Here is a 26,066-nt window from a genome sequence, read left to right on the forward strand (position 1 = left end):
ACTTATCGAGGATGCCAACATGTTGAAACTCCGTTATCCGCTCACGCTTGTGCTGTTGCTGGGCGCGTATGCGTCCGCTGTTGCCGGGCCCATCGCTGCCGGCAAGCAGCGCGTCCTGGGCAGCGCCTACAGCCCACAGCAAGCGCAGGGCTTCACCAACTACTGGAACGCCGACGTGCCCGAAAATGCGGGCAAATGGGGCAGCGTCGAGCCCGTGCGCGGCCAGATGAACTGGGGCCCGCTCGACGAGGCTTACCAGTTGGCCAAGCGCAACCACATGCAATTCCAGTTCCATGTCGGGCTCTGGGGTGCCCAGCAGCCGACGTGGGTGCGCAACCTGCCGCCAAACGAGCAGCTTGCGGCGATCGAGCACTGGTTTGCCGCGATTGCGCAGCGCTACCCCGACATCGACTTGATGCAGGTGGCCAACGAGACGCTGCCGGGTCACAACCAGCCGGACAATCGCCGCAGCGATACGGGCAACTATCTGCGGGCACTGGGCGGCACCGGGGCGACCGGCGTGGACTGGGTGCTTGAGGCATTCCGCCTGGCACGCAAGTATTTCCCCCATACCAAGTTGATGATCAACGACTACAACGTCACCGAGTACAACGACCAAGCCAGGCAGTATCTGCACACCATCCAGCTGCTGCAGCAAGAACACCTGATCGATGCGATCGGCATCCAGGGGCACCTGTCGAGCAACGGCCCCTCAGTTTCGGTGCAGCGCGCCAACCTCGACCTGTTGGCGTCCACCGGACTGCCGATCTACATCACCGAGTTCGACCTGGATGGGCGTACCGACGCTCAGCAGTTGGCAGCCTGGCAGCGTTTCTTCCCGATGTTCTGGGAGCATCCGGCCGTGCGTGGCGTGAACGTGTGGGGTTTCCGTCACGGTCTATGGCGTGAAAATGAAGGTGCGTATCTGATCAATTACGACGGCAGCGAACGCCCGGCCTTGACCTGGCTACGCAGCTACGTTGCCAGCAGGCCCTGACCGGGCTTCCTTCTCATTGTCCATAGGGCTGATATCGATCATGCGTTCTTCCGTGTTGTCCTTGCATCCCGATCGTTTGCTGCCGGCCGATCCCGGCACGCGCGCGATCGCCCGCCGCCTGTACGCACAGGTTGCAACGCTGCCGATCATCAGCCCGCATGGCCACACCGACCCGGCCTGGTTCGCCACCAATGCACCGTTTGCCAACGCCACCGAACTGTTGTTGGTGCCGGACCATTATGTATTCCGCATGTTGTACAGCCAGGGCATCGACCTCGATGCCCTGGGCATCCCGCGCGCAGATGGAACCCGCGCAGCAGTCGACCCGCGTGCGGCATGGCGCGTGTTTGCCGAGCACTACACGTTGTTGCGCGGCACGCCGTCGGCGCTATGGCTCAATCATGTGTTCCATGATGTCTTCGATTTGCGTATCCGTCTCGATGCCGGCACCGCCGATCACTATTACGACCACATCACCGCCGCGCTGCAAACGCCAGCATTCCTGCCGCGTGCGCTGTTCGAGCGCTTCAATATCGAGGTGATCGCCACCACCGAATCGCCGCTGGATCGGCTGCAGCACCATGCGGCCATTGCCGCCAGCGGTTGGCAGGGACGGGTGGTGACGGCGTATCGCCCTGACCCGGTCGTGGACCCGGAGCACGAGCAGTTCGCCGGCGCGCTGCAGCAGTTCGGCGCGCTCACCGGTGAGGACGTGCTCAGCTGGGATGGCTACTTGCGCGCGCATCGGCAACGGCGTGCGTTCTTTGCCGCGCACGGCGCCACCTCGACCGATCACGGGCACCCCAGCGCCGCGACCGCCGATCTGTCGCCGGTCCAAGCGCAGCGCCTGTTCGATACGGTGGTGCGCGGTGAGGCCACGCCGGAGCAGGCCGAACTGTTTCGTGCGCAGGTGCTGACCGAAATGGCGGCGATGAGCCTTGACGACGGCCTGGTGATGCAGCTGCATCCGGGCTGCTTCCGCAATCACAATCGGCAGCTGTTCGAGCAGTACGGACGCGACAAGGGCGCCGACATTCCGATGCGCACCGACTACGTGCATGCGTTGAAGCCCTTGCTGGATCGGCATGGCAACGACCCGCGCCTGCGCCTGATCGTGTTCACCCTGGACGAAACCAGCTACAGCCGCGAGCTGGCGCCATTGGCCGGGCATTACCCCTCCCTGCTGCTCGGCCCGGCGTGGTGGTTCCATGATGCGCCGGAGGGCATGTGGCGCTTTCGCGAGCAGACCCTGGCCAGCGCCGGCTTCTACAACACCGTGGGCTTCAACGACGATACCCGCGCATTCCTGTCCATTCCCGCGCGGCACGATGTGGCGCGGCGCGTGGACAGCGCCTTCCTGGCCAAACTCGTTGCCGAGCACCGGCTGGAAGAGGACGAGGCAACCGAGGTGGCAATCGACCTGGCCTACCGCCTACCCAAGCAAGCGTACAACTTGTGAGGTGGCGTAAACGGAGGGCGGCAGTGCCGAGGCGTGCGCACGCGGCGCCACTGCATCCTGCGCAGCGGCAGGATCGGTGAACTGATGCGTGCACACGCCAAGCACAACGTCACACGAGCGCTGCGCGCAGGTTATGCAGTACGTGCCTGCACGGGGCTTTTCTGGCTCTGCAGTGCATGGCCCATCATCGCAGCACCGCACGCTGCCAGCGACGCCTCGCGCGAACGTATTTCGCTGGATGCGCAGTGGCGCTTTCATCGTGGCGACCCACCCGCAAACCAGGAAATCCTGGACTACGATGTGCGCCCGCAGGTGGTGCGCAGCAGCGATGGCAGGGTGGCCGATGCGCAGCCGGAACAAGCGCAGCTCATCGATGCGCCCGCCGTGCGCGTGCTCAAGCCGTGGATCCTGCCCACCGCCAACGGTTTGATCGCAGACCCGGCCCAACGGCACATACGCCCTCCAGGCAATCCGGGCAGCACGGTGGCGTATGTGCAGCCGCACTTCGACGACAGCGCATGGGAAACCGTGGACCTGCCGCATGACTGGGCCATTGCCGGGCCGTTCCTGGCAGATGGGCCTTACGGTGGCATGGGTCGGTTGCCGAGCTGGGGCATCGGCTGGTATCGCAAGAGCCTGGACATCCCGGCCAGCGATCGCGGCCGCGCGATGTTTCTGGATCTCGATGGTGCGATGTCTTACGCCACGGTCTGGCTCAACGGCAAGCTTGTCGGCGGCTGGCCGTACGGTTACAGCTCCTGGCGCGTGGATCTGACGCCGTATGCGATTGCAGGCAAGCGCAATCAGCTGGTCATTCGCCTGGATAACCCGCCCGAGTCGGCGCGTTGGTATCCAGGCGGTGGGCTGTATCGCAACGTGTGGCTGACCAAAGCGGCGCCGTTGCATATCGCGCACTGGGGCACGCAGCTGACCACGCCGTACGTCTCGGCCGATGCGGCGCAGGTGCAGCTGACCGTCACCTTGGACAACGCCGCCCGCAGCGCAACCCAGGCGCAGGTGCGCACAGCGATTTATCTGCTCGACGATGCAAGCGACCGGCCCAGTGGCGAAGCGGTCGCGCGCATTCCCGCGCAGCCCATCAGTGTCCCTGCCGGCGGCACGGCGCAGGTGCAAGGCAGCACCCGGATCGATGCCCCGCGCCTGTGGGGGCCTCCACCCACCCAGCACCCGCATCGCTATGTGGCCGTCACCGAGGTCGACCAACAGGGACGCGTGGTGGACCGCTACGAAACCCGCTTCGGCATTCGCAGCATCGTGTTCGACGCCGACAAGGGCCTACTGGTCAACGGCGAGCACGTGCCGATCCGCGGGGTGAACAATCATCACGACCTGGGCGCGCTCGGTGCAGCGTTCAACAGGCGCGCCGCCGAGCGACAGTTGCAATTGCTGCAGCAGATGGGCGCCAACGCCATCCGCATGAGCCATAACCCGCCTGCGCCCGAATTGCTCGATCTGACCGACCGCATGGGTCTGCTGGTGGTGGATGAGGTGTTCGACAGTTGGGAGATGAAGAAGACCCCGCTGGACTTTCATCTGGTGTTTCCGCAGTGGCATGCCGCCGATCTGCGCGCGATGCTGCGCCGCGACCGCAACCACCCCTCGGTGATGCTGTGGAGCGTGGGCAACGAGGTTGGCGAGCAATACACCGGCCAACAGGGCGCGGCGATTGCGCGCACGCTGCGCGCCATCGTGCATGCAGAAGACCCGACGCGCCCGGCCACGGTGGCGATGAACTACGCCTCGCCCGAGATGCCGCTGCCCGCTGCGCTGGATGTCGTCAGCCTCAATTACCAGGGCGAAGGCATCCGCGATGCAGCCGAGTTCGAGGGTACCGAGCGCATCCGTAAACCGCCGCAATACCCCGCGTTCCATGCACGGTTTCCACACAAGGCCATTGTCAGCAGCGAGACTGCCTCGGCACTGAGCAGTCGTGGCGTGTACCTGTTTCCGGTCACTGCGGACAACAGCGCACCGGTACGCGATGGCCGTGGCGGCGATTCGGTGGCGCATCAGGTCAGCGCGTACGAACTGCATGCGGTGGACTTTGGCTCCAGCGCGGACAAGGTGTTCGCTGCGTTGGATCAACACCCTTACGTGGCCGGTGAGTTCGTCTGGACCGGGTTCGATTACCTGGGCGAGCCCACCCCGTATTACAGCTCGCGCAGTTCCTACTCGGGCATCTTCGATCTGGCCGGCTTCCCGAAGGACCGTTACTGGCTCTATCAGTCGCGCTGGCGTCCGGAACTGCCGGTGGCGCATCTGCTGCCGCATTGGAGCTGGCCAGGGCGCGAAGGACAGGTCACGCCCGTGCATGTGTTCACCTCCGGCGACGAGGCCGAACTCTTCGTCAACGGCGTTTCGCAGGGGCGCAAGCGCAAGGCGCCACGGCAGTACCGGCTACGCTGGGACGCGGTGGTGTACCAGCCGGGCGAATTGCGGGTGCAGGCGTACAAGGACGGCAAGCCGTGGGCCAGCGAGCGCGTGCAGACGGCAGGCCGCGCCGCGCGCATGCAGCTGACGCCGGATCGGTGCAGTATCCGCGGCGACGGACAAGACCTGAGCTTCATCACCGTGCGCCTGCTCGATCGCGACGGACGTCCCGCACCGACCGCGGGCGACCGCCTGCGCTTCCGCATCGAAGGCCCTGGCGAGTTGGTGGCCACCGACAACGGCGACCCCACCAATCTGGAAACGTTCGCTGCGTCGCAACGTCATGCCTTCAATGGGCTGTGCCTGGCGATCGTGCGTGCCAAGGCCGGGGCGCGTGGCACGATCACCGTGCATGTGGAATCGGACACGTTGCAAGCCGCACAGACCCAGGTGGCGGTGCAGTGATGCGATCCAGTGCAATCGAAACCTGTGACCTCTCAACGGACCTGCTCATGCACATCAACCGCGCCAACCTCACCAAACGCCTGGGATTGCTGATCGCCGGCCTCAGTGCAGTGTGCACGCTGCAGGCCCTGGCCGCGTGCGGGACGCCCGGCACCTCGCTCAAGCAGGCGTATGCGCAAGGGTTTCTGCTGGGGACTGCCGTCAATGCCGATATCGTCTCCGGCAAGGACGCAGCCTCCGCTGCGTTGGCGGCCTGTCACTTCAATGCGGTGACCGCGGAAAACGTGATGAAGGCCGAAGTGGTGGCGCCGCGTCGTGGGGTGCAGGATTTCAGTGCAGCCGATGCATTCGTGGCCTACGCACAGCGCAATCGGCAGTTCGTGGTCGGTCACACCCTGGTCTGGCACAACCAGACACCGGAGTGGTTCTTCACTACCGCCGATGGTCGGCCCAATACGCCGGCACAGCAGCTGGAACGCATGCGTGCGCATATCGCGGCGGTGGCCGGGCGTTACACGGGCAAGGTGCAAGCCTGGGATGTGGTCAACGAAATCATCGACGAAGACGGCAGTTACCGTTCGACCAACTGGGTACAGCGCGTGGGCGACGGCGACACGGTGGTCCGCAATGCCTTCACCTTCGCACAGCGCTATGCACCGGATGCGCAGCTCTACTACAACGATTTCAATGCATGGCGGCCGGCCAAGCGTGATGGCATCGTGCGCATGGTCAAGATGCTGCAGCAGGCTGGTGTCCGTATCGATGGCGTGGGCATGCAAGGCCATTGGGGGCTGAACTACCCCAGCTTGCGCGACATCGAGGACGCGATCGATGCGTACGCTGCGCTTGGCGTCAAGGTCATGATCACCGAGCTGGACATCGATGTGTTGCCGCTCACCAAGGAAGGCCAGATCATCGGCACCGGCATGGCGCACAAGCAGTTTCAGCTGCCGGAATTCAAGCGCTTTCTCGACCCCTATCGCGATGGTTTGCCTGCCGACGTGCAGGCGCAATTGCGCGACCGGTATGCCGAGCTGTTCGCGCTGTTCTGGCGCAAGCGCGACAAGATTGCGCGCGTCAGCGTGTGGGGCGTCAGCGATGACATGTCGTGGAAAAACGATTACCCGGTACCTGGGCGCACCAACTATCCGCTGCTGTTCGATCGCAATCATCAACCCAAGCCGGCGTTGGATGCGGTGTTGGCCGTGCCCACCGCAACCGCTGCACGCTAGCGGCTGCCGGCCCAAGAGCTGCTGACCACCACGCCCGGGCACAGGCGAGCACGGCCGATGTTCGGTGCGGCATGGATGGCTCGAAACACCGCATTCCTGCGTGCCGTGCACCTCATAGATGCATGCGCGCGATGCATTGGTGGCCGCTATGCGCAGTCGCCTGCACACGCATGATGGCATCATGCCCCCAACCATGAGACAGGACTGACCGATGCGCTTGCCGTCTTATCTGCTGTTGGCCGTGCCGTTGCTGGCGGTGCTTGCTGCCTGCACCAAGCAGACTCCACCGACGCCGCGTTTTGCGGCCATCGGCCAGCTGCAGACATTCGACCGCCGCTTCGGTGATGTGGTGGCAAGCGATGCGCGCATCGAGAAGCTCACCGAAGGCTTCACCTGGTCCGAAGGCCCGGCATGGGTACGCAAGGGAGGCTATCTGTTGTTTACGGATGTGCCGGAAAACAAGCTGTATCGCTGGTCCGAACAGGCCGGCCTGTCGGTCCTGCTCTCGCCCTCCGGCTACACCGGCCCGGAACTGCCCACGCTGCGCGAAGCCGGCGCCAATGGTCTGTACGCCGAGCCCGACGGCACGGTGCTGCTAGCCGATTCCGGCACGCGCATCCTGGCCAGGCTCGATCCGGTCACGCGCAAGAAGACACCGCTTGCGACTGCCTTCGAGGGCCACCGCTTCAACAGCCCCAACGATGTCGTGCGGCGCAGCGATGGCGTGGTGTTCTTCACCGACCCGCCGTACGGGTTGAAGGATCTGGATAAATCGCCGGTCAAGGAGCTGCGCTTCAATGGCGTCTATCGCCTGGACACCGATGGCAGCGTGCATCTGCTGGACGATAGCCTGAGCTTTCCCAACGGCATTGCCCTGTCGCCGGATGCGCGCACCTTGTACGTCTCCAACTCCGATCCGCAACGGCCGATCTGGATGGCGTATGCACTGGATGCACAGGGTGCCGTCACCGGCAAGCGCGTGTTCGCCGATGCGTCCGACCTGATCGCCAAGGATGTTCCCGGCCTGCCCGACGGCATGGCGGTTGCCGCCGACGGTACGTTGTTTGCCACCGGCCCCGGCGGGGTGATCGTTTTCGATCCCGCCGGCCAACGCCTGGGTCGCATCGCCACCGGCGAGGCCGTCTCCAACTGCGCCTTCGGCAACGATGGCCACACGCTGTACATGACCTCGCACGCGATGCTGGCGCGCGTGCGCGTGAAGTCGCTGGGCCTGCAGTTCGTGCGCTAGACGATCGCGGCGATGCCGCTGCATCGCCTCGCGATGGACACGCACGTCTGGCCGCATGCGTGTCTGACCGCAGCGCCAATCGCCTGGTACTGCCGCCGTGTCGGCTGCCTTGTGTACTGCCTCGGTCAATCGTCCAGCCGCCACAGGCCGCTTGCTTGCAGACAAGGCCAGCGGCCATGACGCGCGCCCGCACGACGCGTCCTCGCCCGTAGCGCCACCGCTGCCGGTCTTACCGAGCAGCGTGGTGCCCGCACCTCCGACCGCCGGCCGCAGCGCCTGCGAGCCAGGCCTTTTACCTGGCTCACCGCACCAACGTGGCGACCGCAACCGTGGTGCGGCGCGTCAAAACAGGCGTGCACCGAATCGCTCTTGCACCGCGCAACGCCTGCTGTGCCAAGGCGTGCAGCTGTCCAGGCAATCGCCACGCTTGAGCCTGTTGCAAAAAGGTAATCATCGCTATACGGTAGTTTTCACTACTGTCATGAGCGGGTGCCCGCGGGGTTGCGGCAATGAACGAAGCTTGCGTTTCCCGGTTGCTGCGCACCCTGGCGTGCGTTGTCGTAGCGGCGCTGCCGCTGATGCCTGCGCTGGCGGCAGCGTCCTCGCCGGTACAGGGCCTGTGGCTGACTGCGGCCAAGGACGCCGTCATCGCATTTGCGCCGTGTACCGATGCCGCCAGCGCGATGTGCGGAAAGGTGGTGTGGGACAAGGACGCCGGCACGCCGAAGGACACCTGCGGTGTGCAGATCGCGCGCCTGGAGCGCGACGACAACGGCACCTGGCGCGAGGGTTGGGCATTCGATCCGCGCAGCGGCAAGCGCTACAAGGCCACGCTGCGGAGCAAGGGCGACAGCCTGACCCTGCGCGCGTTCATCGGCGCCGAAGTGCTCGGCGAAAACATGCTGTTCACCCGCGTGCAGGCCCTGCCATCCACGCCGGTGTGCGCCAGCCACTAGCTGCGGCCAGCGCCACATGCGCGCGCAGCACCGGCCGCCGCGATCGCGGCGGTTCTCACTCACATCCACCGGGGGAATCCAGATGGCGAAGATCCATGTCGGCGCGGTTGTCGCGTGTGCGTTGCTGCAAGGTGCGGCTTGCCTGCCGGCGCAGGCCCAGCAAGCCGACCCGGCCAGCGAGGGCAGCGTGGCGACCTATCAGTTCGACAACCAGGTCAAGCTGATGAGCGAACAGCGCACGCGCGGCATCTCCGATTCGTTGATGCGGCCCTCGGCCAAGTGGAGCACCCAGTTCGTGCATGCCAGCGGGCTGGTCGCCTTGCTGGAAGTGGCCGGGGTCAGCAAGAAGCAGTTCGTCAATGGCGACGGCCTGGGCGTCACCCTGGCGGGCGGTTATCGCTTCGGCAATCCGGACCGCTGGCACGCCGGCGTGGGCTTGGCCACCGAGCGATTCCCGGGCGCACGCTTCATGGCGCCGCACAGCATCGACCTGGAAACCGGCACCCCGACCGACGTGCGCACGACCAACTACAACAGCGACTTCGCCGTGATGGAGCTGGGCTACGGCATCGTCGAAGGGCGCGTGTTGTATGTGGTGTCCAAGACCTACCGCGGTGCCGATACTGGCGGCGTGTGCGGGCAGATCCTGCGCTTCTCGATCGATCCGACCGCCGCATTGCAGTGCTACGCGCGCGGCGAACAGGATTCGCGTGGCACCGTGTTGGCCGACCTCAATACCCAGTTGCCGTTGCTGCCCTCGCTGCTGCCGTCCACGACGCTGCGCCTGCATGCCGGCTACCAGAAACTGGCCAACTTTCGCGAAGGCAACTTCGCCGATTACCAGATCGGCATCACCCATCGGCGTTGGGGCCTGGACTGGAACCTGGACTGGCTGACCACCAACACCAACGCGCACCAGTTGTACTGGGTGCAGGACGGCGAGCGTATCCGCAAGACCGACGGCGATGCGCTGGTGTTCTCGATCGGCTACACGTTCTGATGCGCACCCAAACGCTCGCAGACGACACCGGCGGCAATGCGCCGCTGGTGCTGGCGGTGGACCTGGGAACCTCTGGCTGCAAATGCGCGTTGGTGACGCTGGACGGCAAGGTGCTCGCCTGGGCGTTCGAACCGGTGCAACTGCACGTGCAGGGCGTCGCTGCCGAACAAGACCCGCACGCGTGGTGGGACGCGTTCAGCGCCACCGCCGCTGCCGTGGTGCAGGGCGATGCGGCACTGCGCCGACGCGTGGTGGCCGTGTGTTGCTCGACCCAGGGCGAAGGCACCGTCTGCGTGGACCATAACGGCCAGGCGCTCGGGCGCGCCATGCTGTGGCTGGACATGCGCGGCCAGGCGGCCATCGCCCGGCGTCTGCAGGGGCGTTGGCTCAATGTGCGCGGCTACGATCCCCTGCGCCTGTGGCGATGGTTGCGCCTGAGCGGTGGCGCGCCTGCGCGCAGCGGCAAGGATTGCGCCGGCCACATCGCCTATCTGCGCGATCACCAGCCCGTGCGTTACCAGCGCACGCACAAGTTTCTCAACGTGCTCGATTACATGAACCTGCGCCTGACCGGCCGGTTCTGCGCCACTCCCGATTCGATGCTGACCACCTGGGTCACCGACAATCGCGACCCGCACCATATTCGCTACGACGCGGGCCTGCTGGACATGGTCGGCGTGGAGCGCGACAAGTTGCCGGACCTGGTGCCGTCCACTGCCGTGCTGGGTCCGCTGCTGCCGCAGGTGGCCCAGGCGCTGGGCCTGTCGCCGCAGACCGTGGTGGTGGCCGGCGCGATCGACACGTCGGCCGTGGCGGTCGCCGCGGCGGTGGAAGACCACGCCGCGCACCTGTACCTGGGCACCTCGTCGTGGTTGGGCGCGCATGTGCCGCGCATGAAAACCGACGTGCGCAGTACGATCGCCGCGGTGCCGTGCGCGGTGGAAGGGCGCTATCTGGCGATCGCCCTGCAGACCACCGCCGGTGCCAACCTGTCCTTCCTGCGCGACCGCATCCTGTTCCATGCCGACGAACTGCTCAGCGACGAGCAGCGCCCGGACGTCTATGAAGTGCTCAATCGCATCGCCGCACGCGTGCCCGCAGGGTCCAACGGGTTGATCTACATGCCCTGGCTGTTCGGCGAACGCACGCCGGTGGAAGACCCGAGCCTGCGTGCGGGCCTGATCAATCTCTCGTTGATGCACAGCCGCGAGGACATGATCCGCGCGGTGATGGAAGGGGTGGCGTTCAACACGCGCTGGATGATGGAGCCGTTCGCGCGCCTGCTTGGCTGCGACCCAGGCACGATTGCCGCGGTCGGTGGCGGCGCGCAGTCGGATCTGTGGTGCCAGATCATCGCCGATGTCAGCGGCCGGCCGATCCGGCAATTGCACAATCCGATCCAGGCCAACGCAGTGGGCGCGGCCTTCATCGCCGGGGTCGGCCTGGGCCGGCTCGGCTTCGGCGACCTGGCGGCATTGCAGCGCCCCCGGCGGGTCTACGAGCCGGATGCGGGCACGCGTGCGCTGTACGACGACCGCTACGCGGTGTTCAAGGACCTGCAGCGCACCTTGGCGCCGATCTACCGACGGCTCAATCCCTCCACGCCTGCGCCCGCCCCGGAGGTCGCCACGCATGTTTGCCCTTGAACAACGCCAGCGCGTGGTCGCGCTGTGCATCGAACTGTCGCGCCGCGGCTATCTGGCCGGCACCGGCGGCAATGTCGCCTTGCGTATCGATGCCGAGTGTTTCGCGGTCACTCCCTCGGCGATCGACTACCTGAGCATGCAGGCCGAGGATATCTGCATCGTCCGCACCAAGGACCTGCACCAGCTCGACGGCACGCGCACGCCGTCGGTCGAAACCGGCCTGCATGCGCAGGTGATGCGGCGGCGCCCGGACGTGGGTTGCAGCATCCACACCCACCAGCCGGTCGCCAGCGCCTGCACCCTGCTGGGCGCGCCGTTGGAGGTGACGCAACCGGCGTTGCGCCGGCTGCTTGGTGCACGGATTCCGATCGCCGGCTACATGCCGTCGGGCACCGGCCTGCTGGCCCGCCTGCTGGCCCGGCAGCTGCAGCCCACCGTCAACGCCTATCTGCTGCGCAATCACGGCGTGGTCTGCTGCGGCACCAACCTGGAGGCGGCCGTCACCGTGGTCGAAGCGTTGGAGCTGGCCGCGCGCAGCCACCTGCAGACGCAGATCCAGGCGCGTGCGGCGCGCGAGCCCGACCTCGCTGCCGGCCTGCTGCGGGTGCTGACGGCGCTGGATTCCAGCCGGCACACGTCCGGCGCGTCCTCCCTTTCCCAGACATGATGGCACCGACAATGAGCGTGACTTCCGCGATTTCGCAATGGCCCGATGTGGACCAGCTGTATCGCCGCTTCGATGCGTTGGTCAAACAGCCGATGCGGCCGGTCCGGCGCGAAGGCATGGACAAGGTGATGCGCTACTTCGAGCAGCGCTGCCAAGGCTCCAAGCAGTTGGGCGACGCCGCGCAGCGGGTGATTCCCGGCGGCGTGCAGCACAACCTGGCCTTCAATTACCCGTTCTCGCTGGCGATGCGCAGCGCCGAGGGCGCCTACCTGACCGACGTCGACGACAACCGCTACATCGATTTCCTGCAGGCCGGCGGACCGACCTTGCTCGGCTCCAACCCGCCGGCGTTGCGCGCACGCGTCAACGAGGTGCTGGACCAGTGCGGACCGGTGACCGGACTGCTGCACGAATACGAGGTCAAACTGGCCGAGCTGGTCTGCGCCAGCATGCCGGCGGTGGAGATGGTGCGCCTGCTCGGTTCGGGAACCGAGGCGGTGATGGGCGCGGTGCGCCTGGCGCGCGCGTATACCCGCAAGCGCTGGATCATCAAGATCGGCGGTGCGTATCACGGCTGGAGCGACCAGTTGGTGTACGGCCTGCGCCTGCCCGGCACCGGCCGCATGGAAGCGATCGGCATTCCGCGTGGGGCGACCGCGCATACCCAGGAATGCCTGCCCAACGATCTGGACGCGTTGCGCCGCAAGCTGCAATTCAATCGCCTGCGCGGCGGCACCGCGGCGGTGCTGCTGGAACCGCTGGGGCCGGAGAGCGGCACCCGCCCGGTGCATGCGGACTACAACCGCCAGGTGCGCGCGCTGTGCGACGAGTTCGGGGCGCTGCTGATCTTCGACGAAGTGGTCACCGGTTTCCGGTTGGGCCCCGGCGGTGCGCAAGGCTACTTCGGCGTTGCGCCGGACATCACCGTGCTGGGCAAGTGCCTGGCCGGCGGCTATCCGATGGCCGGGGCGATCGGGGGCCGCCGCGAGGTCATGATGAGCCTGGTGGGCGGCATCGGCACGACCGCGCGGCGCGCCTTTGTCGGCGGCACGCTCTCGGCCAATCCGCTGTCCTGCGTGGCCGGCTACTACGCGTTGCTGGAAGCGCAGCAGAACGATGCCGCCGGCCGCGCCGGTCGCGCCGGCGATCGCCTGCGTGCGGGTCTGGAGGCGATCATCCAGCGCCGCGGATTGCCGTACGTGGTCTACAACATGGGCTCGATCGTGCACCTGCAGACCTCCGGCGTGCTGCTGCTGGACACCGGCAACCTCTACAAACTCTGGCGCGTGCGCAACGAAGCCAAGGCGCGCAAGCACATGATGGAAGAGATGGGCGCGGCGTATTCGGCGCATGGCCTGATCACCCTGGCCGGTAGCCGCATCTACACCAGCATGGCCGACACCGATGCGGTGATCGACGAGGCCCTGAACCGTTTCGACGATGTCTTCGCACTGGTCTGAGCCGATGAACGCCACCGATGCCCTGCGCGACACCTGGCTGCAGACCCGCGAACGGCTGCAGGCCTCCCACTTGCTCGGCGACGATGACGCGGCCTTGTCGGTGCGTTGCCCGGGCGCCACGCAGATGTGGATCGGCAGCGCCACCGCGTCAACGCCGCTGCTGCTGGACTGGCGCGAGGATGCCGCGCTGGATGCGGCGCAGCGCCTGCATGCGCAGGTCTATGCGCAGCGTGGCGATGTGGGGGCGGTGGCGTGGTCGGCCGGTGCCTTCGGCCACTGCCTGGCCGACTGCGGCGGCGCGTTGCCGCAGGTGTTCGACGAACAGGCGCGGCATCTGGGGCCGATGCCGCCGCCGGTGCGCGCGGCCGACGCGGCGGCCACGCTGGCCGGGGCGATCGGCAATGCCGTGCTGGTGGCACGGCGGCCGCTGTGCCTGGGTACCAGTGCGCGTCGCCTGGCGCTGAACATCGCGTTGTTCGAAAAGTGCGCAAAGGCGTATGTGCTGGCGGCGGCCACCGGAGGACCCACCCGGCAGCTGCCGTGGTGGGTGCGTCGCATCGCCAACGGGCGTCTGCGCAAGGACCAGGTACGTGCGAGCGCCGCATTCGCCAATGGCGCCCTGCCCACCGAAAGCACGGCCTACTGAGGGCATCTCATGCGCAGCAGTCATCCACCCGCGTTGTCCGCCGTGGCCGTTCCCGCCTCGCAGGGATTGCCGTCCGGTTTGTTGATCGGTTCGATCGCCCTGCTCATCCTGGGCGTGCAGCCGATCCTGCTGGGAACATTGGTCGAGCAGAAGCTGATCACGCTCTCCGGCGTGGGCATCGTGGCAATGGGGGAGATCGTCGCGCTCGGCCTGGGCGTGGCGCTGGGCGATGCGCTGTTGCCGCACCGCTGGCAGCGCCAGGTCGCCGTGCTGGCGGCGCTGTTGGCGGCACTGCTGGACCTGGCCACCACCCAGGCGGTCGGCGACACCGCATTCGTGCTGGTACGCGCAGCTGCCGGCCTGGCGGAGGGGCTGCTGCTGTGGGTGGCGACCCTGACCATCGTGCGCGCGGCCAAGCCGGATCGGGTCACCGCGGTGTTCATGCTGACCCAGGCGGTGGCGCAGATCGCACTGGCGAACCTGCTGGCGTTGTGGGTGCTGCCGTCCACCGGCTGGAAAGGCGGTTTCGTGGCGCTGGGCGCGGTGACGCTGTGCGCGGCCCTGCTGACACCGTTGCTGCCGGCGACCCTGTCTGCGGTGAGCGCAACCGCGCCGGCCAGCCGCGTGCGCTGGTCGCCGACAACCCTGTTGCCCTTGCTGATTGCCTTCGTGCAGATGGCCGCGACCGGCGCGCTGTGGGCGTACCTGGAACCGTTGGGGTTGCGCGCGGGCCTGGATGCCGGGGCGGTGCAGGCGCACACCTCGCTGGTGCTGGCGATGCAGATCGTCGGCGCGCTGGCGGCGATCTGGTGGGTGCGCCGGCTCGGTCACGCGCGCACCCTGGTGGTCGGCAGCCTGGTGCTGGCAGCGGTGGCGGCCATCATGGCGCGTGCGGCGCCGGCCGGCACTGCCGCGTTCACGGTTGCCTGCGTGGGCTTCGGCCTGGTCTGGATGTTCCTGATGCCCTTCCACGTGGGCCTGGCGTTCGGTGCCGACGCGCATGGCCGGGTGGCGGTGCTGGTGCCGGCGGTGCAGTTGCTGGGATCGGCAGCTGGCCCCTTGCTCGCTTCGCTGCTGCTACAGCACGATGATCCGGCTCCGGTACCGGCGTTCAGTCTGGCCGCCGCATTGCTGGCGGCGGTCCTGGCGGCGGCAGCCGGCCGCGACCAGCGCCGCCGGGCGCCGGCCGGAGCGCAGCAGAACAGGGGGGATCGATGAGCGACAGCGTGTGCGGAATGGGCCGCAGCGTGCCGGCGCGTCCGGCGCGCCGGTCGCGGATGCGTTTGCAGTGTGTGCGCTTGCAGCAGGGGCGTGCGCGTCATGCACGCTGACCTGGACGTCTGCGCCGAGGACATCGCGGCACTGTTCGCCGCCCAGCAGCCGGTGGCCGCGGCCTGGCGCAGTTCCACCGCCGCGCAGCGGCGCGAGCGCCTGCGCGCGTTGCGCAGCGCGCTGCTGGCGCGGCGGCAGGCCCTGTATGCCGCCTTTGCCGGCGACTTCGGCAAGCCGGCACTGGAAGTGGAGCTGAGCGAGCTGTTGCCGGTGGTCGACGAAATCGCCGCCGCCATCGCCGGGCTGCCGCGCTGGATGCGCCCGCGCAAGGTGTCGCCCACCTTGCTGACGCTGGGCACGCACGCGCAGATCGGCTATCAGCCCAAGGGCCGCTGCCTGATCATCGGACCATGGAATTATCCGGTTGCCACCGTGCTGGGGCCGCTGGTCTCGGCGCTGGCGGCAGGCAACACCGCCATCCTCAAGCCGTCCGAATTCACCCCGCAGGTCAACGCGGTGCTGCGCGAGCTGCTGGCCGAGGCGTTCGACCCTTCCGAAGTGGCGATGGTGCAGGGCGGGGTGGCCACTGCGCAGCGCTTGCTGGCCTGCCCGTTCGACCATGTGTTCTTCACCGGCTCACCGGCAGTGGGGCGGCAGGTCATGGCCGCCGCTGCCGCCCAGCTGGCCTCGGTGACGCTGGAGCTGGGCGGCAAATCGCCGGGCATCGTCGACCGCAGCGCCAACCTGGAACGCGCCGCGCAGGTGCTGGTGTGGGGCAAGCTGGTCAATGCCGGGCAGACCTGCGTCGCGCCCGATACGCTGTTCGTGCATCGCGAGGTCCGCACGGCGCTGCTGCAGCGGTGCCGCGAACTGCTGGCGCAGCGCTACGGCAGCAGCGCGGCGGCGGTGGCTGCCAGCCCCGACCTGGCGCGCATGATCCATGTCGGCCATGCGGCGCGCTTGGCGGCCCTGATCGATGAAGCGCGCGCTGCCGGTGCCGAGCTGGTGGCCGGCGGCGAGCATGACGTGGCGCAGCGTTTCATCGCCCCGACGGTACTGGCCGATGTTCCGGAACACGCGCGCATCGCGCAGGAAGAAATCTTCGGCCCGGTGCTGCCGGTGGTGACCTTCGACCATCTCGACACCGTGCTCGCCGGGCTCGACGCCGCCGCCAAGCCGTTGGCGCTGTATCTGTGGAGCAACGATGCCGCACAGGTCGCCCGCGTGCTGGCGCGCAGCAGCTCCGGCAGCGTGGTGGTCAATCACTGCCTGCAGCAATTCATGCACACCGGCTTGCCGTTCGGCGGCATTGGCCAGTCGGGGATCGGCAGCGCGCATGGCATGCATGGATTCAAGGCGTTTTCGCACGAACGTGCGGTATTGCGCGGCGGCCGCCTGCTGACCGCGCGGGCCTTCTTTCCGCCGTATCGGGGCTGGCAGCACCGCGTGGCCACCGCATTGACCGCCTGGCTGGCCCGCCGATGACGCGCGCGGCACAGATCGCCCGCGACGCAGCGCGTATGATGTGGCTCTGGCAAACACCGGCCGTGCAGGCGCATGGCTTGGCGGTGGCATGGCGCTACTGCAGACGATGGACGCCGCCTGGCCGGCGCAATGCAGCAGCGACGCAACGGCGCAGGTGCAGTCGCGGTGGTCTGGCCGACGCATCACTCCGTGTTCGAGGAATCCCCCGCCCATGTCCACGACCAAGTCCCGTCCGCGCGCGCCGCTCAAGGCGCCTGCGCCCAGGCTGACCGGCAACAAGCTCCCGGCCCAGCATCGCGCGACCGAGACCTACGAACATATCCTGGCGGTGACCGCGCAATTGCTCGGCGATGTCGGCGTGGAACGGCTGTCCACCAATCTGGTCTGTGCGCATGCCGGACTGACGCCACCGGCGCTGTACCGCTACTTTCCCAACAAATATGCCTTGTTGTCCGAGCTCGGCACGCGCCTGATGCAGCGGCAGAACGCGCTGGTGCCCAAGTGGATCACGCCGCAGGCGATGTCCGGTTCGCGCGAACAGGTGCAGCAGGCGCTGACCGGCTTGGTGCTGGAGACCTACCGGGTGACCAAGGCCACCGAGGGCGGTGTCTGGATCCTGCGCGCGCTGCGTGCGGTGCCGGCCTTGCAGCAGGTGCGCCTGGACTCGCACGCGCAGGTCACCAAGGCGCAGGTGCGCATGCTCGCCGAATTCTTCCCCGATGCAGACCCGCGCCAACTGCGTCTGGTCAGCCGCATCGTGGTGGACCTGATCTATGCGACCGTGGAGCTGCTGTTCGATGTGCGACTGAGCAGCCGTGCGGTGGCCGAGACAGTCGGCACGATGATCGCCGGCCACGTCGAGCAGTTGCGCGATGCAACGGCCGATGTGCCGAAAGGCAGCGCTGTGGAGCGCCGGCGAGGTTCGCCACCGGCACGGCGTTCAAACCGCGCTGGGTGATGGGCCGGCAGCGGGCGCGGTCGTCAGAGCCTGCGAAGGACGCGCCTTCCCTGCACCGAGGCATCTGGCAGGTGCAATGCGGCTGCTCGCAGGCGCTGAATGCCGCAAGCACACCTGCGCCGCATGCAACGCTCAGGGCAATGACGGCAGCACGAGCAGATCCTGCAGTTCCGGTCCGCCGCCGCGGTTGCCGCTGCCTGCGGCGATGTACAGATCCTCGCCCACCTGTGCCGCCTGCGTGCCGTGCCTGCCGCGCGGCAAGGCCGGACCGGTCTCCCACCGCGCGGTGGCCGGGTCGTAGGACTCCACCTCCGCGTGGCCGGCGACCTGGGCCGTGCTTTCGCCGCCCAACAGCATGACCCGGCCGTGATGCGCGACGGTTGCCGCGCCCGCGCGCGGGGTGGGCAGCGTGGCATCGGCCACCGACCAGGTGGCCTGCCGCAGATCGTAGATATCCAGCTGCGGAATTGTTTGCGACAGCGTGTCGCCGGTGTCGTGCGAAGACCGGCGCCCGCCGCCCGCGTAGAGCTTGCCGTCGAGCACCACGGCCTGGAAGTGATCGCGCGCATGCGGCGCATCGGGCAGGCGCGTCCAGCGCTGGGTCCGCGTGTCGAAGGCGTCCAGCCAGGGCACATAGCCGCTGTTGTGGCCACGCGTATTGCCACCCACCAGATACAGCACTCCGTCGTGCGCGACGGTACCGGCCGAACCGCGGCGGCGATCGGCAGGAATCTCCGCGCCCGTCTGCCAGCGGTCGGTGGCCGGGTCGTAGATCAGCAGATGCGTCAACGCCGCTTCGTTGGGATAGTCGCCGGTAAACCCGCCCACCAGATAGAGCTTGCCTGCCCAGACCGCCGCCTGGGCGTGGTTGACCGCCAATGGCGGTGCGCTGCCGCGCGACCAGCGCCGGGTGCGGGTATCGAAGATATCCAGCGGGCGTTCGCCGCGACCGCCGAGCAAATACAGGCGCTCGCCAATGGCGGCCATGCTGTTTTCGTGGCGTGCGTGCGGCTCGCCCTGCGCCTGCACCGCGCGCCATTGCTGCTTGCTGGTCGATCCGGCTGGTTCGAGGTCATTGGCCTGCCCGCTGACAGGCATGCTTGCGGTCACCACGAGCAGGAACACCGCGCAGAAAGACGTTGCCAAGCGATGCATCGGTGTTCCTTGGTTGCAAAGAGCGGCCAGTCTACTTACCTGTCGACGCACCGCCATAGCAGAAAGCGGACAGAGCCGCGACGCGCGTAGCGACCGCGACAGTGCAGCGCTGTCACCACGCTGACGATGGCAGTGGTCGATCATCTGCATTGCGGTGTTGCAGCCGGATACGCAGTGCACTTCATCAAACCCAGTGCCTTTGCTGCTTGCAAGTGCCAGGGGAGACGCCGGCTCTTCACGTCCGACAGCACCGCGTATGCAAACACTACCGCGACCGCAATGACAGGAGACCTGCGTGACGCGTTCCCCGACAACTTCCCGTTCGGCGACAACGCCGCCCAAGAGCGTCGCCGCTGCAGCGGCGCGTGGACTGCGCCTGCGCGAGCAGCACGGCCGTGGCGGTACCGCCGTTGGTGTGGCGCGTGCGCGCGATCTCTCCGCGCAAACGTCGCTGTCTGCACAGACCATTGGACGCATGCATTCGTACTTCGCGCGACACAGCGTGGACAAGAGCGGCAAGGGCTGGGCGGATGCCAAGGCGCCATCGGCCGGCTACATCGCCTGGCTGCTCTGGGGCGGCGATGCAGGCCAGCGCTGGGCAGCGCGTGTGTACGCGCGCCTGCACCAGGCAAGCGCGACGAAGGGCGCCAGCAGCGGAAATGGCTCGAAAAAGACTGCTGTAAAGAAGGTTAAAGCAAAGAAGAGTGCAACCAGGCAAGCCGCAGCCAAAAAAACGGCGGCCAAGAAGTCAGCAAAAAAGACAGTCGCAAAAAAGACCGCACCGAATAAGCGCACCACGAAAAAAACGGCGGCCGCAAGCGCCTCTGCCAGAAAGACTGCATCGTCCAAGGTCGCAAGCAAGGCAAGCAAGGCAAGCAAGAAAGCTGCAGCAAGGAGCAGCGCGGCTGAGAAGAAAGGCGCGACCAAGAAAGCGCCATCAAGGCGCACTGCGGCCAAGAAGAAGAGCACCTCCACAGCTGCGAAACAGCGTGCAGGCAAGACGTCCGCGCCCTGGAGCACGTCCAGCCCAAAGAGCGCTTCGCGCTCCAAGCCACTGTCTGCATCGCAGAAGACCCAGGCCCGCAAGCGCGCAAAAGCCGCAGGCCGCCCATATCCGAATCTGGTGGACAACATGGCCGTCGCCAGCAAGCGCAGCACGAGCAAGCGTGCGGCCAAGTCCGGCGGCACGAAACAGCGTGCAGGGAAGAAATAGCGGTATCGTTAACGCGCGTTTGTGCGTGCTGCGCTCGGAGGTGCGGCGGCACAGGCCCGTCTCTTGTCGGCATGCCCCCGGTCCGAGGCAGTGCCGACTAAGCCGTGGAGCGGTGGCGCTTGCTGTCGCCCCGGCATCGGTCCGAGCAGTACTTCACCTGGTCCCACACACGCTCCCACTTCTTGCGCCAACGAAACGGCCGCCCGCATTGCACGCAGACCTTCTCCGGTAGATCCTGTTTTTTGCGTGTTGCCATAGGCTGGAAGGACTGGGACACGTGTCGGTGCAGGGGGGTGCAAAGCATGTCATAGCGAGGTCCACTGCAAAATGCCGTCTCGGACTTCATGCAGGCAGCTGCCCAGAACACAGCAGTACATGGGCGGGGAGACCGGCGCGCACGCTTTGTTATAGTTCGCAGGAAGCGGTTTGGCGGCACGTCTCGGACATCGCAAGGCGGCACGCTCACATTCTCAAACAAGGACGTGCGTGAAAACATTGTTGCTGGTCGCGTCGGCCCTTTTGTACGTTGCCGCACTCTGCCTTCCTGCACTGCATGGTGGTGCCGAGCACGTGAGCGGCGTTGTCCTGCTCCTGTTCGGCTGGATCCAGGTGCTCGACGGCCAATGCGTCGCCTGGTTAGGCAACCTGCTGTTCTTCAGTGCGTGGCTCTGTTACCTCTTCAAATCAGATAGGACGGCATTGGGCCTGCTGCTGTCGGCATGCCTGATCGGCATGGATACCTTTCGTGCCACCCGCTATCTGAAAAACGAAGCCGGACACGAAGTGATGATCGACCGGATAGGCGCAGCCTTCTACGTATGGGAGCTGAGCTTTCTGGTCCTGGTGATCGTAGTGCTGATGCGTCTGTCGGAGACGCGTGGCGTCACGCGACCGAATACGGTTTGATACCGTAACCGCCGCCAGGACTTTTAAGGCGCGTGGGGAGCGAGCCTGTCACTTCCATCGAGCTGCTCACATAAGCGCTTCTGAAGCTTGGACACACGGAGGTTGGTCATGGACACCAGCATCAATGTAGAAACGCAAACCATCCCGACCCTGCCGAGCCGTTCGATTCCGCAGACGGTGGCGTTCTATCGGCAGCTGGGCTTTGTCGGCGATGCGCATCCGCATGATGCAGGTTACGCAATCCTGCGACGTGGCGATGTGGAGCTGCACTTCTTCGCGCATCCGGACCTGGATCCGGCCGGCTGTTATGCGGGCTGTTACATCAGGGTAGGCGATGTGGATGCCGTCCACGCAGCGATGAAGCTTGCCGCCTTGCCCGAGCAAGGCATTCCACGGCTCGACCCGGTTGGCGACAAGCCCTGGGGCATGCGTGAGTTCGCCATCGTCGATGAGAGCGGCAATCTGCTGCGGATCGGGCAGGTGATCGCGTCCGGGTGATGCATTGCGTGGGCGAGGCGACTGCACTGCTCGCCCCGCCTGATTCCACCGCTCGCCAATGAGATGGTGCTGTGCACCGTCTTACACGTCACCCATCGACCCAAGGGCGTGTGTCACTTCAGCAGGGGTGGCCATGCCGAGCGCTGCATAAGCCGCCTGCAAGGACGCACGAAAACGTGCGTCTGCGGGCAACGATCCGAACACCGCCTCCAATGTCAGAAAATCAGCGACATCATGACCTGCATCGCCAGTCGCGTTGCGGCCAAGCGCGCTGAGGACATCGTTCAACGGGTCGGTCAGCGGAACGCCGTTGTGCGCCTGCCTGCGGACGAAATGCAGCCACGCCGCAACGGCCAGGCATAGGCGCTGGATCGGTCGGCCGGTAGCGAGTGCGTCGCCGATCGTGCCGAGCAGGCGCACCGGGAGTTTCTGCGAGCCGTCCCAGGCGATCTGGGCGAGCAGGTGCCCAATGGCGGGATTGCGAAAACGGGCAAGGATGGCGTCGCTGTAGCGTTGCGCATCGAAGCCCTGCATGGCCTGCAGGGTGGGCGCGATCTCCGCGCGCATCAACGTTTCCACGTATGCGGCAAGTTCGCGGTGACGCATGGCCTCGGCCACGGTTTCCAGGTCCAGCAGGCTGCCGAGATACGCCAGCGCCGAGTGCGGCGCGTTGAGCAGACGCAGCTTGGCGCGCGCGTAGCCGGCGATGTCTTCGCTCAGGGTGACGCCCACGCGCTCGAATGCGGGGCGACCATTGCAGAAGCGGTCTTCGATTACCCACTGGCTGTAGCGCTCGCGCTGGATCGGCCAGGCATCGTGCACGCCAAGCTGGTCGTGTACGCGCGTGCGCAGCGCGTCATCGGTGGCGGGCGTGATGCTGTCGACCATCGAGCGCGGGAAGGCTGCGTGCTGCGTGATCCATTGCGCAAGCGCGGGGTCGGTCTGTTCTGCAAGCCGCACGACCGCGCGCTGCAGCAGCATGCCGTTGTCGGTGAGGTTGTCGCAGCTCAACGCAGTGAACGGCGCGGTGCCGTCGTGCCTGCGTTGCTGCAGCCCGGCGACGAGGTAGCCGATGGCGCTGCGCGGGCGCGCGGGATGGGCGATGTCGTGCACGATGTCCGGATGCGAGAGGTCCAGCGTGTCGCCGGCCAGGCAATAGCCCTTCTCGGTGATGGTCAGCGTGACCAGGCGCACTGCCGGGTCGGCAAGGCGCGCGAGCACGGCGGCGTGTTCGTCTGCGGCGCACAGTACTTCGCGGATGGCACCGATGACACGCAGGTGCGGGTGTTCGTCGAGCAGGGCGAGGGTGTACAGACCATGCTGTGGGCGCAAGGCATCGCGCACCTGCGGGCGATGCAGCGAGACGGCGCTGATGGCCCAGCTGGGGTCTTCGGCAAGCAGGTCATCGATGTAGACGGCCTGGTGAGCACGGTGGAAGGCACCTGCGCCCAGATGTACGATGCCGATGGTGGGGCTTGCCGGGTCATAGCTGGGCCTTGAAACCACCGGCGGCAATGTGGCCAGGGTGTCGCGCGAAAGACGTGGTGCTTGCATCGTGTCGCCTGTGAGGTAGGAGTGTTTGGAGGAAGGGCTGCGCCGAACCCTCACCCCAACCCCTTTCCCGCAAGGAAAGGGGATTTGCAGTAATCGTGGCCGAAGGAGTTGTCGATCCACGGCCGCATGGCCAGAGTGTGGGCGGCTGTTACTTGTCGGTCACGGTAAAGCGCTGCCTGGCGCGGATATCTGCACTGGAGGCGCCGATCTGCACTTCATAGGCGCCAGGGTCCACCGCATACGCCTTGCGCTGCGCGTCGTAGATGCGCAGCGCGTTCTTTGCGTCGAGGATGAAATGCAACGCGCGCTGCTCGCCCGCCTGCAGGGTGATACGTTGAAATCCGTGCAATTCCTTGCCGGCACGTTCGCGTTGCGGGGTGAGCGGATGCAGATACAGCTGCACTACCTCATCGCCTGCGCGTTGGCCGGTGTTCTTGACCGTGACGGTGGCAGTGAGCGAGCCATCGGCTGCGATGGTGGTGCGGTCCAGGCGCAGGCCGGAATAGGCGAACTGCGTGTACGACAGGCCGTGGCCGAACGGATACAGCGGCGTGCCGCCGAAGTAGCGGTAGGTGCGGCCGCGCATGGCGTAGTCGTCGAACGCCGGCAGGGTTTCGCTTTCCTTGTAGAACGTCACCGGCAAGCGGCCGCCCGGGTTGGCATCGCCGAACAGCGTGTCGGCCACCGCGGTGCCGCCGCGCTGGCCGGGATACCAGGCCAGCAGGATCGCCGGCAGGTGCTGCTGCGCCCAATCGATGGCCAGCGCCGAGCCGGTGGTCAGCACCGCCACCACCGGCTTGCCGGTGGCCTGCAAGGCTTCGAGCAGGTCGCGCTGCGGCTTGGGCAGGCGCAGGTCGGTGCGGTCGCCGCCGGCAAATCCGGGGTAGTTCACCTTCATCTCTTCGCCTTCGACATCGCCGGTCAGGCCACCGACAAAGACCACCACGTCGGCGCTGCTCGCCACGTCCAGCGCCTCCTGCAAGGGCGGCTTGGCACCGGGTTGGCGCCAGGCCAGGCGCACGCCGGCATCGCGCTCGCCTTCGAAGTATTCCAGCCGCACCTGGTAGGCACGGCCGGCCTGCAGCTGCACGTCGACGCCATCGGCGTGCAGGCGGTCGCTGGTGCTCCAACGGTCGATCACCGGCTTGCCGTCCAGGTACAGGCGCACGCCGTCGTCGGCGGCCGCTTCCAGGTGGTAGGTGCCGGTAGTCGGCGGGACCAGCTGGCCGCTCCAGCGGATGCTGAAGTTGTCCGCCGGCACCGCCTCGCTCGGGCCAGCCTCGCCACGCGCCAGCAGATTGTCGGTCGGCGAGCCGCGGTCCCATTTGAAGCCGATTTGCGCATCCACGCGCACCAGGGCCGGCGTGCCGGACAAATCGCGGTTGCGAAAATACTCGCCCCGCAAACCGCGTTCGGGCGAGTTGGCCGACGGCCGCAGGTATTGCGGTTCGATCAGCGGCGTGGCGGCGGGGTCGTCGCGCCCCTCGACCAGGTCGGCGCCGCGCGCGTACAGCACCTGGGCATTCGGGGCCGCGGCGCGGATACCTTGCAGCACGGTGACCGGCGCGGCCGGCGTGCCGTAGTAGTTGCCGAGCAGTGCCATGGTGTCATCGGCGGTGGGGCCGATCACCGCGATGCGCTTGAGCTTGGCCCGCGACAACGGCAACAGGCCATCGTTCTTCAGCAGCACCAGCGATTCGCGCGCGGTGCGCCGCGCCAGCGCATCGTGCGCCGGCGACTGGTTGACCGAGGCGGGAATCGTCGACCACGGCAACTGCCCGGGCGGATCGAACATGCCCAGGCGCATGCGCGCGGTCATCAAGGTCGTCAACGCGGTGTCGATCTGCGCCTCGTCGATCAGGCCCTGGCGGACCGCCGCCGGCAGGGTGGAATACTCCTCCCCGCATTCCAGTTCGGTGCCATGCTTGACCGCCAGCGCGGCGGCTTGTTCGCGGGTGGCGACGATCTTGTGGTGCTTCCAGATATCCACGATTGCCCAGCAATCGGACACCACGTAGCCCTTGAAGCCCCATTGCTGGCGCAGCACATCCTGCAGCAGGAACTTGCTGGCACTGGCCGACTCGCCGTACACGCGGTTGTAGGCACCCATCACCGCATCCACCTTGCCGTCCTTGACCAGTGCCTCGAACGCCGGCAGGTAGGTCTCGTACAGGTCGCGCTGGGAGGGGCGCGCATCGAAGTGGTGACGATCGGCTTCCGGGCCGCTATGCACGGCGAAATGCTTGGCGGTGGCGTCAAGCTTGCGGTACGGCTCACCTTGCGCGTTCTTCGGTGCGTCGGCGCCTTCGCCCCGCAGGCCCTGCACGAAGGTCACGCCCATGCGCGCGGTGAGGAAGGGATCTTCGCCGTAAGTTTCCTGGCCGCGGCCCCAGCGTGGATCGCGGAAGATATTGATGTTCGGCGACCAGAAGGTCAGCCCCTGATAGCGCGCGTGCTGGTTCTGGCGCAGGAACTGATGATGCTTGGCACGCGCCTCGTCGCTGATGGCGGTGGCGACCTCGTGCATCAGCGGCAGGTCGAAGGTGGCGGCCATGCCGATCGCCTGCGGGAACACCGTCGCCCCGCCGGCGCGCGCCACGCCATGCAGGGCCTCGTTCCACCAATCGTAGGCCGGCACCCCCAGGCGCGGAATCGCCGGCGCAGCGTTCTGCATCTGCGCGGCCTTTTCTTCCAGCGTCATGCGCGACACCAGATCGGCCGCGCGTTGTTCGAAACTGCGTTGGGTATCCAGATACGGCGGCGGTGTCGCTGCATGGGCAGCGCCTGCGGTACATGCCAGTGCGAGCAGGACACCATGCGCGAGCGAACGAAACGGGGCGGGCGGATGCGAAGGCAT

The 26,066-nt window shown here is 66.7% G+C and carries 21 protein-coding genes; 16 read left to right on the forward strand and 5 right to left on the reverse strand.

The features are described from left to right. Positions 1 to 19 precede the first annotated feature (19 nt). The 14 genes from LN450_RS05065 to LN450_RS05130 all read left to right on the forward strand — a co-directional run bounded on the left by LN450_RS05065 (position 20) and on the right by LN450_RS05130 (position 17,883). The gene (locus LN450_RS05065; protein ID WP_008573839.1) at positions 20 to 997 is read left to right on the forward strand and encodes an endo-1,4-beta-xylanase; all 978 of its coding nucleotides are present in this window, start codon (positions 20 to 22) and stop codon (positions 995 to 997) included. A gap of 40 nt (positions 998 to 1,037) precedes the next feature. After that, entirely contained in the window at positions 1,038 to 2,456 is a 1,419-nt protein-coding gene (gene uxaC, locus LN450_RS05070) for a glucuronate isomerase (protein WP_011349107.1), read from the forward strand. Positions 2,457 to 2,540: 84 nt separating this feature from the next. Continuing rightward, the gene (galB, locus tag LN450_RS05075) at positions 2,541 to 5,312 is read left to right on the forward strand and encodes a beta-galactosidase GalB (RefSeq protein ID WP_011349106.1); all 2,772 of its coding nucleotides are present in this window, start codon (positions 2,541 to 2,543) and stop codon (positions 5,310 to 5,312) included. A gap of 47 nt (positions 5,313 to 5,359) precedes the next feature. Beyond that, the gene (locus LN450_RS05080) at positions 5,360 to 6,544 is read left to right on the forward strand and encodes an endo-1,4-beta-xylanase (protein ID WP_014091488.1); all 1,185 of its coding nucleotides are present in this window, start codon (positions 5,360 to 5,362) and stop codon (positions 6,542 to 6,544) included. Between the two features lie 211 nt (positions 6,545 to 6,755). Next, positions 6,756 to 7,793: an SMP-30/gluconolactonase/LRE family protein gene (locus LN450_RS05085; RefSeq protein WP_008573847.1), complete on the forward strand. Its 1,038-nt coding sequence runs from the start codon at positions 6,756 to 6,758 to the stop codon at positions 7,791 to 7,793. Positions 7,794 to 8,302: 509 nt separating this feature from the next. After that, entirely contained in the window at positions 8,303 to 8,749 is a 447-nt protein-coding gene (locus LN450_RS05090) for a DUF2147 domain-containing protein (protein ID WP_008573850.1), read from the forward strand. An 82-nt stretch (positions 8,750 to 8,831) separates the two neighbouring features. Then, on the forward strand, positions 8,832 to 9,749 hold the full coding sequence (locus tag LN450_RS05095) for a TorF family putative porin (RefSeq protein WP_011349103.1): 918 nt from the start codon (positions 8,832 to 8,834) through the stop codon (positions 9,747 to 9,749). After that, complete coding sequence (locus LN450_RS05100) at positions 9,749 to 11,395, forward strand: xylulokinase (RefSeq protein WP_011349102.1); 1,647 nt, start codon at positions 9,749 to 9,751, stop codon at positions 11,393 to 11,395. Before LN450_RS05095 ends, LN450_RS05100 begins: the two co-directional genes overlap by 1 nt. After that, positions 11,382 to 12,062: a class II aldolase/adducin family protein gene (locus tag LN450_RS05105; protein WP_011349101.1), complete on the forward strand. Its 681-nt coding sequence runs from the start codon at positions 11,382 to 11,384 to the stop codon at positions 12,060 to 12,062. Before LN450_RS05100 ends, LN450_RS05105 begins: the two co-directional genes overlap by 14 nt. 11 nt (positions 12,063 to 12,073) lie before the next feature. Continuing rightward, positions 12,074 to 13,522, forward strand: coding sequence for an aspartate aminotransferase family protein (locus LN450_RS05110; RefSeq protein ID WP_029820780.1), 1,449 nt, complete (start codon positions 12,074 to 12,076; stop codon positions 13,520 to 13,522). A gap of 4 nt (positions 13,523 to 13,526) precedes the next feature. Beyond that, on the forward strand, positions 13,527 to 14,168 hold the full coding sequence (locus LN450_RS05115; RefSeq protein ID WP_029820779.1) for a hypothetical protein: 642 nt from the start codon (positions 13,527 to 13,529) through the stop codon (positions 14,166 to 14,168). A 78-nt stretch (positions 14,169 to 14,246) separates the two neighbouring features. Next, positions 14,247 to 15,386, forward strand: coding sequence for an MFS transporter (locus tag LN450_RS05120; protein ID WP_033478785.1), 1,140 nt, complete (start codon positions 14,247 to 14,249; stop codon positions 15,384 to 15,386). 102 nt (positions 15,387 to 15,488) lie between these two features. Further along, positions 15,489 to 16,925: an aldehyde dehydrogenase family protein gene (locus LN450_RS05125; RefSeq protein ID WP_011349099.1), complete on the forward strand. Its 1,437-nt coding sequence runs from the start codon at positions 15,489 to 15,491 to the stop codon at positions 16,923 to 16,925. A gap of 211 nt (positions 16,926 to 17,136) precedes the next feature. Then, a complete protein-coding gene (locus LN450_RS05130) occupies positions 17,137 to 17,883 on the forward strand; it encodes a TetR/AcrR family transcriptional regulator (RefSeq protein WP_029820776.1) in 747 nt (248 codons plus the stop codon). Between the two features lie 132 nt (positions 17,884 to 18,015). Here the strand turns inward: LN450_RS05130 and LN450_RS05135 are convergent, their stop codons facing one another. The 3 genes from LN450_RS05135 to LN450_RS05145 all read right to left on the reverse strand — a co-directional run bounded on the left by LN450_RS05135 (position 18,016) and on the right by LN450_RS05145 (position 20,507). After that, positions 18,016 to 19,038 carry a Kelch repeat-containing protein gene (locus LN450_RS05135; protein WP_011349097.1) on the reverse strand — a complete coding sequence of 341 codons (1,023 nt, stop codon included), beginning with the start codon at positions 19,036 to 19,038 and terminating at the stop codon, positions 18,016 to 18,018. A 552-nt stretch (positions 19,039 to 19,590) separates the two neighbouring features. Next, positions 19,591 to 20,124, reverse strand: coding sequence for a hypothetical protein (locus tag LN450_RS05140; protein ID WP_039416554.1), 534 nt, complete (start codon positions 20,122 to 20,124; stop codon positions 19,591 to 19,593). Between the two features lie 224 nt (positions 20,125 to 20,348). Further along, positions 20,349 to 20,507: a DUF2256 domain-containing protein gene (locus tag LN450_RS05145; RefSeq protein WP_011349095.1), complete on the reverse strand. Its 159-nt coding sequence runs from the start codon at positions 20,505 to 20,507 to the stop codon at positions 20,349 to 20,351. A gap of 239 nt (positions 20,508 to 20,746) precedes the next feature. Between LN450_RS05145 and LN450_RS05150 the strand changes: the two genes are divergently transcribed. Together LN450_RS05150 and LN450_RS05155 are read left to right on the forward strand one after the other, a co-directional pair. Beyond that, a complete protein-coding gene (locus LN450_RS05150; RefSeq protein ID WP_008577812.1) occupies positions 20,747 to 21,157 on the forward strand; it encodes a hypothetical protein in 411 nt (136 codons plus the stop codon). Positions 21,158 to 21,265: 108 nt separating this feature from the next. Next, positions 21,266 to 21,655: a bleomycin resistance protein gene (locus tag LN450_RS05155; protein ID WP_011349093.1), complete on the forward strand. Its 390-nt coding sequence runs from the start codon at positions 21,266 to 21,268 to the stop codon at positions 21,653 to 21,655. An 81-nt stretch (positions 21,656 to 21,736) separates the two neighbouring features. Here LN450_RS05155 and LN450_RS05160 read toward each other — a convergent pair whose 3' ends face one another. Both LN450_RS05160 and LN450_RS05165 read right to left on the reverse strand, forming a co-directional pair. Continuing rightward, positions 21,737 to 23,209 (reverse strand): mannitol dehydrogenase family protein, encoded by a 1,473-nt coding sequence (locus LN450_RS05160; protein ID WP_039416545.1) that lies wholly within the window; start codon positions 23,207 to 23,209, stop codon positions 21,737 to 21,739. Positions 23,210 to 23,357: 148 nt separating this feature from the next. Next, positions 23,358 to 26,066, reverse strand: a complete 2,709-nt coding sequence (locus tag LN450_RS05165; RefSeq protein ID WP_011349091.1) for a glycoside hydrolase family 3 protein — start codon at positions 26,064 to 26,066, stop codon at positions 23,358 to 23,360.

Source organism: Xanthomonas euvesicatoria pv. euvesicatoria, from assembly GCF_020880415.1.
Classification (GTDB): Bacteria; Pseudomonadota; Gammaproteobacteria; order Xanthomonadales; family Xanthomonadaceae; genus Xanthomonas; species Xanthomonas euvesicatoria.

What these genes read in the sequence shown, in the direction of transcription:
- LN450_RS05065 (WP_008573839.1), top strand. Translation starts at nt 20, where the DNA reads ATGTTGAAACTCCGTTATCCGCTCACGCTTGTGCTGTTGCTGGGCGCG.
- uxaC (WP_011349107.1), top strand. Translation starts at nt 1,038, where the DNA reads ATGCGTTCTTCCGTGTTGTCCTTGCATCCCGATCGTTTGCTGCCGGCC.
- galB (WP_011349106.1), top strand. Translation starts at nt 2,541, where the DNA reads ATGCGTGCACACGCCAAGCACAACGTCACACGAGCGCTGCGCGCAGGT.
- LN450_RS05080 (WP_014091488.1), top strand. Translation starts at nt 5,360, where the DNA reads ATGCACATCAACCGCGCCAACCTCACCAAACGCCTGGGATTGCTGATC.
- LN450_RS05085 (WP_008573847.1), top strand. Translation starts at nt 6,756, where the DNA reads ATGCGCTTGCCGTCTTATCTGCTGTTGGCCGTGCCGTTGCTGGCGGTG.
- LN450_RS05090 (WP_008573850.1), top strand. Translation starts at nt 8,303, where the DNA reads ATGAACGAAGCTTGCGTTTCCCGGTTGCTGCGCACCCTGGCGTGCGTT.
- LN450_RS05095 (WP_011349103.1), top strand. Translation starts at nt 8,832, where the DNA reads ATGGCGAAGATCCATGTCGGCGCGGTTGTCGCGTGTGCGTTGCTGCAA.
- LN450_RS05100 (WP_011349102.1), top strand. Translation starts at nt 9,749, where the DNA reads ATGCGCACCCAAACGCTCGCAGACGACACCGGCGGCAATGCGCCGCTG.
- LN450_RS05105 (WP_011349101.1), top strand. Translation starts at nt 11,382, where the DNA reads ATGTTTGCCCTTGAACAACGCCAGCGCGTGGTCGCGCTGTGCATCGAA.
- LN450_RS05110 (WP_029820780.1), top strand. Translation starts at nt 12,074, where the DNA reads ATGAGCGTGACTTCCGCGATTTCGCAATGGCCCGATGTGGACCAGCTG.
- LN450_RS05115 (WP_029820779.1), top strand. Translation starts at nt 13,527, where the DNA reads ATGAACGCCACCGATGCCCTGCGCGACACCTGGCTGCAGACCCGCGAA.
- LN450_RS05125 (WP_011349099.1), top strand. Translation starts at nt 15,489, where the DNA reads ATGCACGCTGACCTGGACGTCTGCGCCGAGGACATCGCGGCACTGTTC.
- LN450_RS05130 (WP_029820776.1), top strand. Translation starts at nt 17,137, where the DNA reads ATGTCCACGACCAAGTCCCGTCCGCGCGCGCCGCTCAAGGCGCCTGCG.
- LN450_RS05135 (WP_011349097.1), bottom strand. Translation starts at nt 19,038, where the DNA reads ATGCATCGCTTGGCAACGTCTTTCTGCGCGGTGTTCCTGCTCGTGGTG.
- LN450_RS05145 (WP_011349095.1), bottom strand. Translation starts at nt 20,507, where the DNA reads ATGGCAACACGCAAAAAACAGGATCTACCGGAGAAGGTCTGCGTGCAA.
- LN450_RS05155 (WP_011349093.1), top strand. Translation starts at nt 21,266, where the DNA reads ATGGACACCAGCATCAATGTAGAAACGCAAACCATCCCGACCCTGCCG.
- LN450_RS05160 (WP_039416545.1), bottom strand. Translation starts at nt 23,209, where the DNA reads ATGCAAGCACCACGTCTTTCGCGCGACACCCTGGCCACATTGCCGCCG.
- LN450_RS05165 (WP_011349091.1), bottom strand. Translation starts at nt 26,066, where the DNA reads ATGCCTTCGCATCCGCCCGCCCCGTTTCGTTCGCTCGCGCATGGTGTC.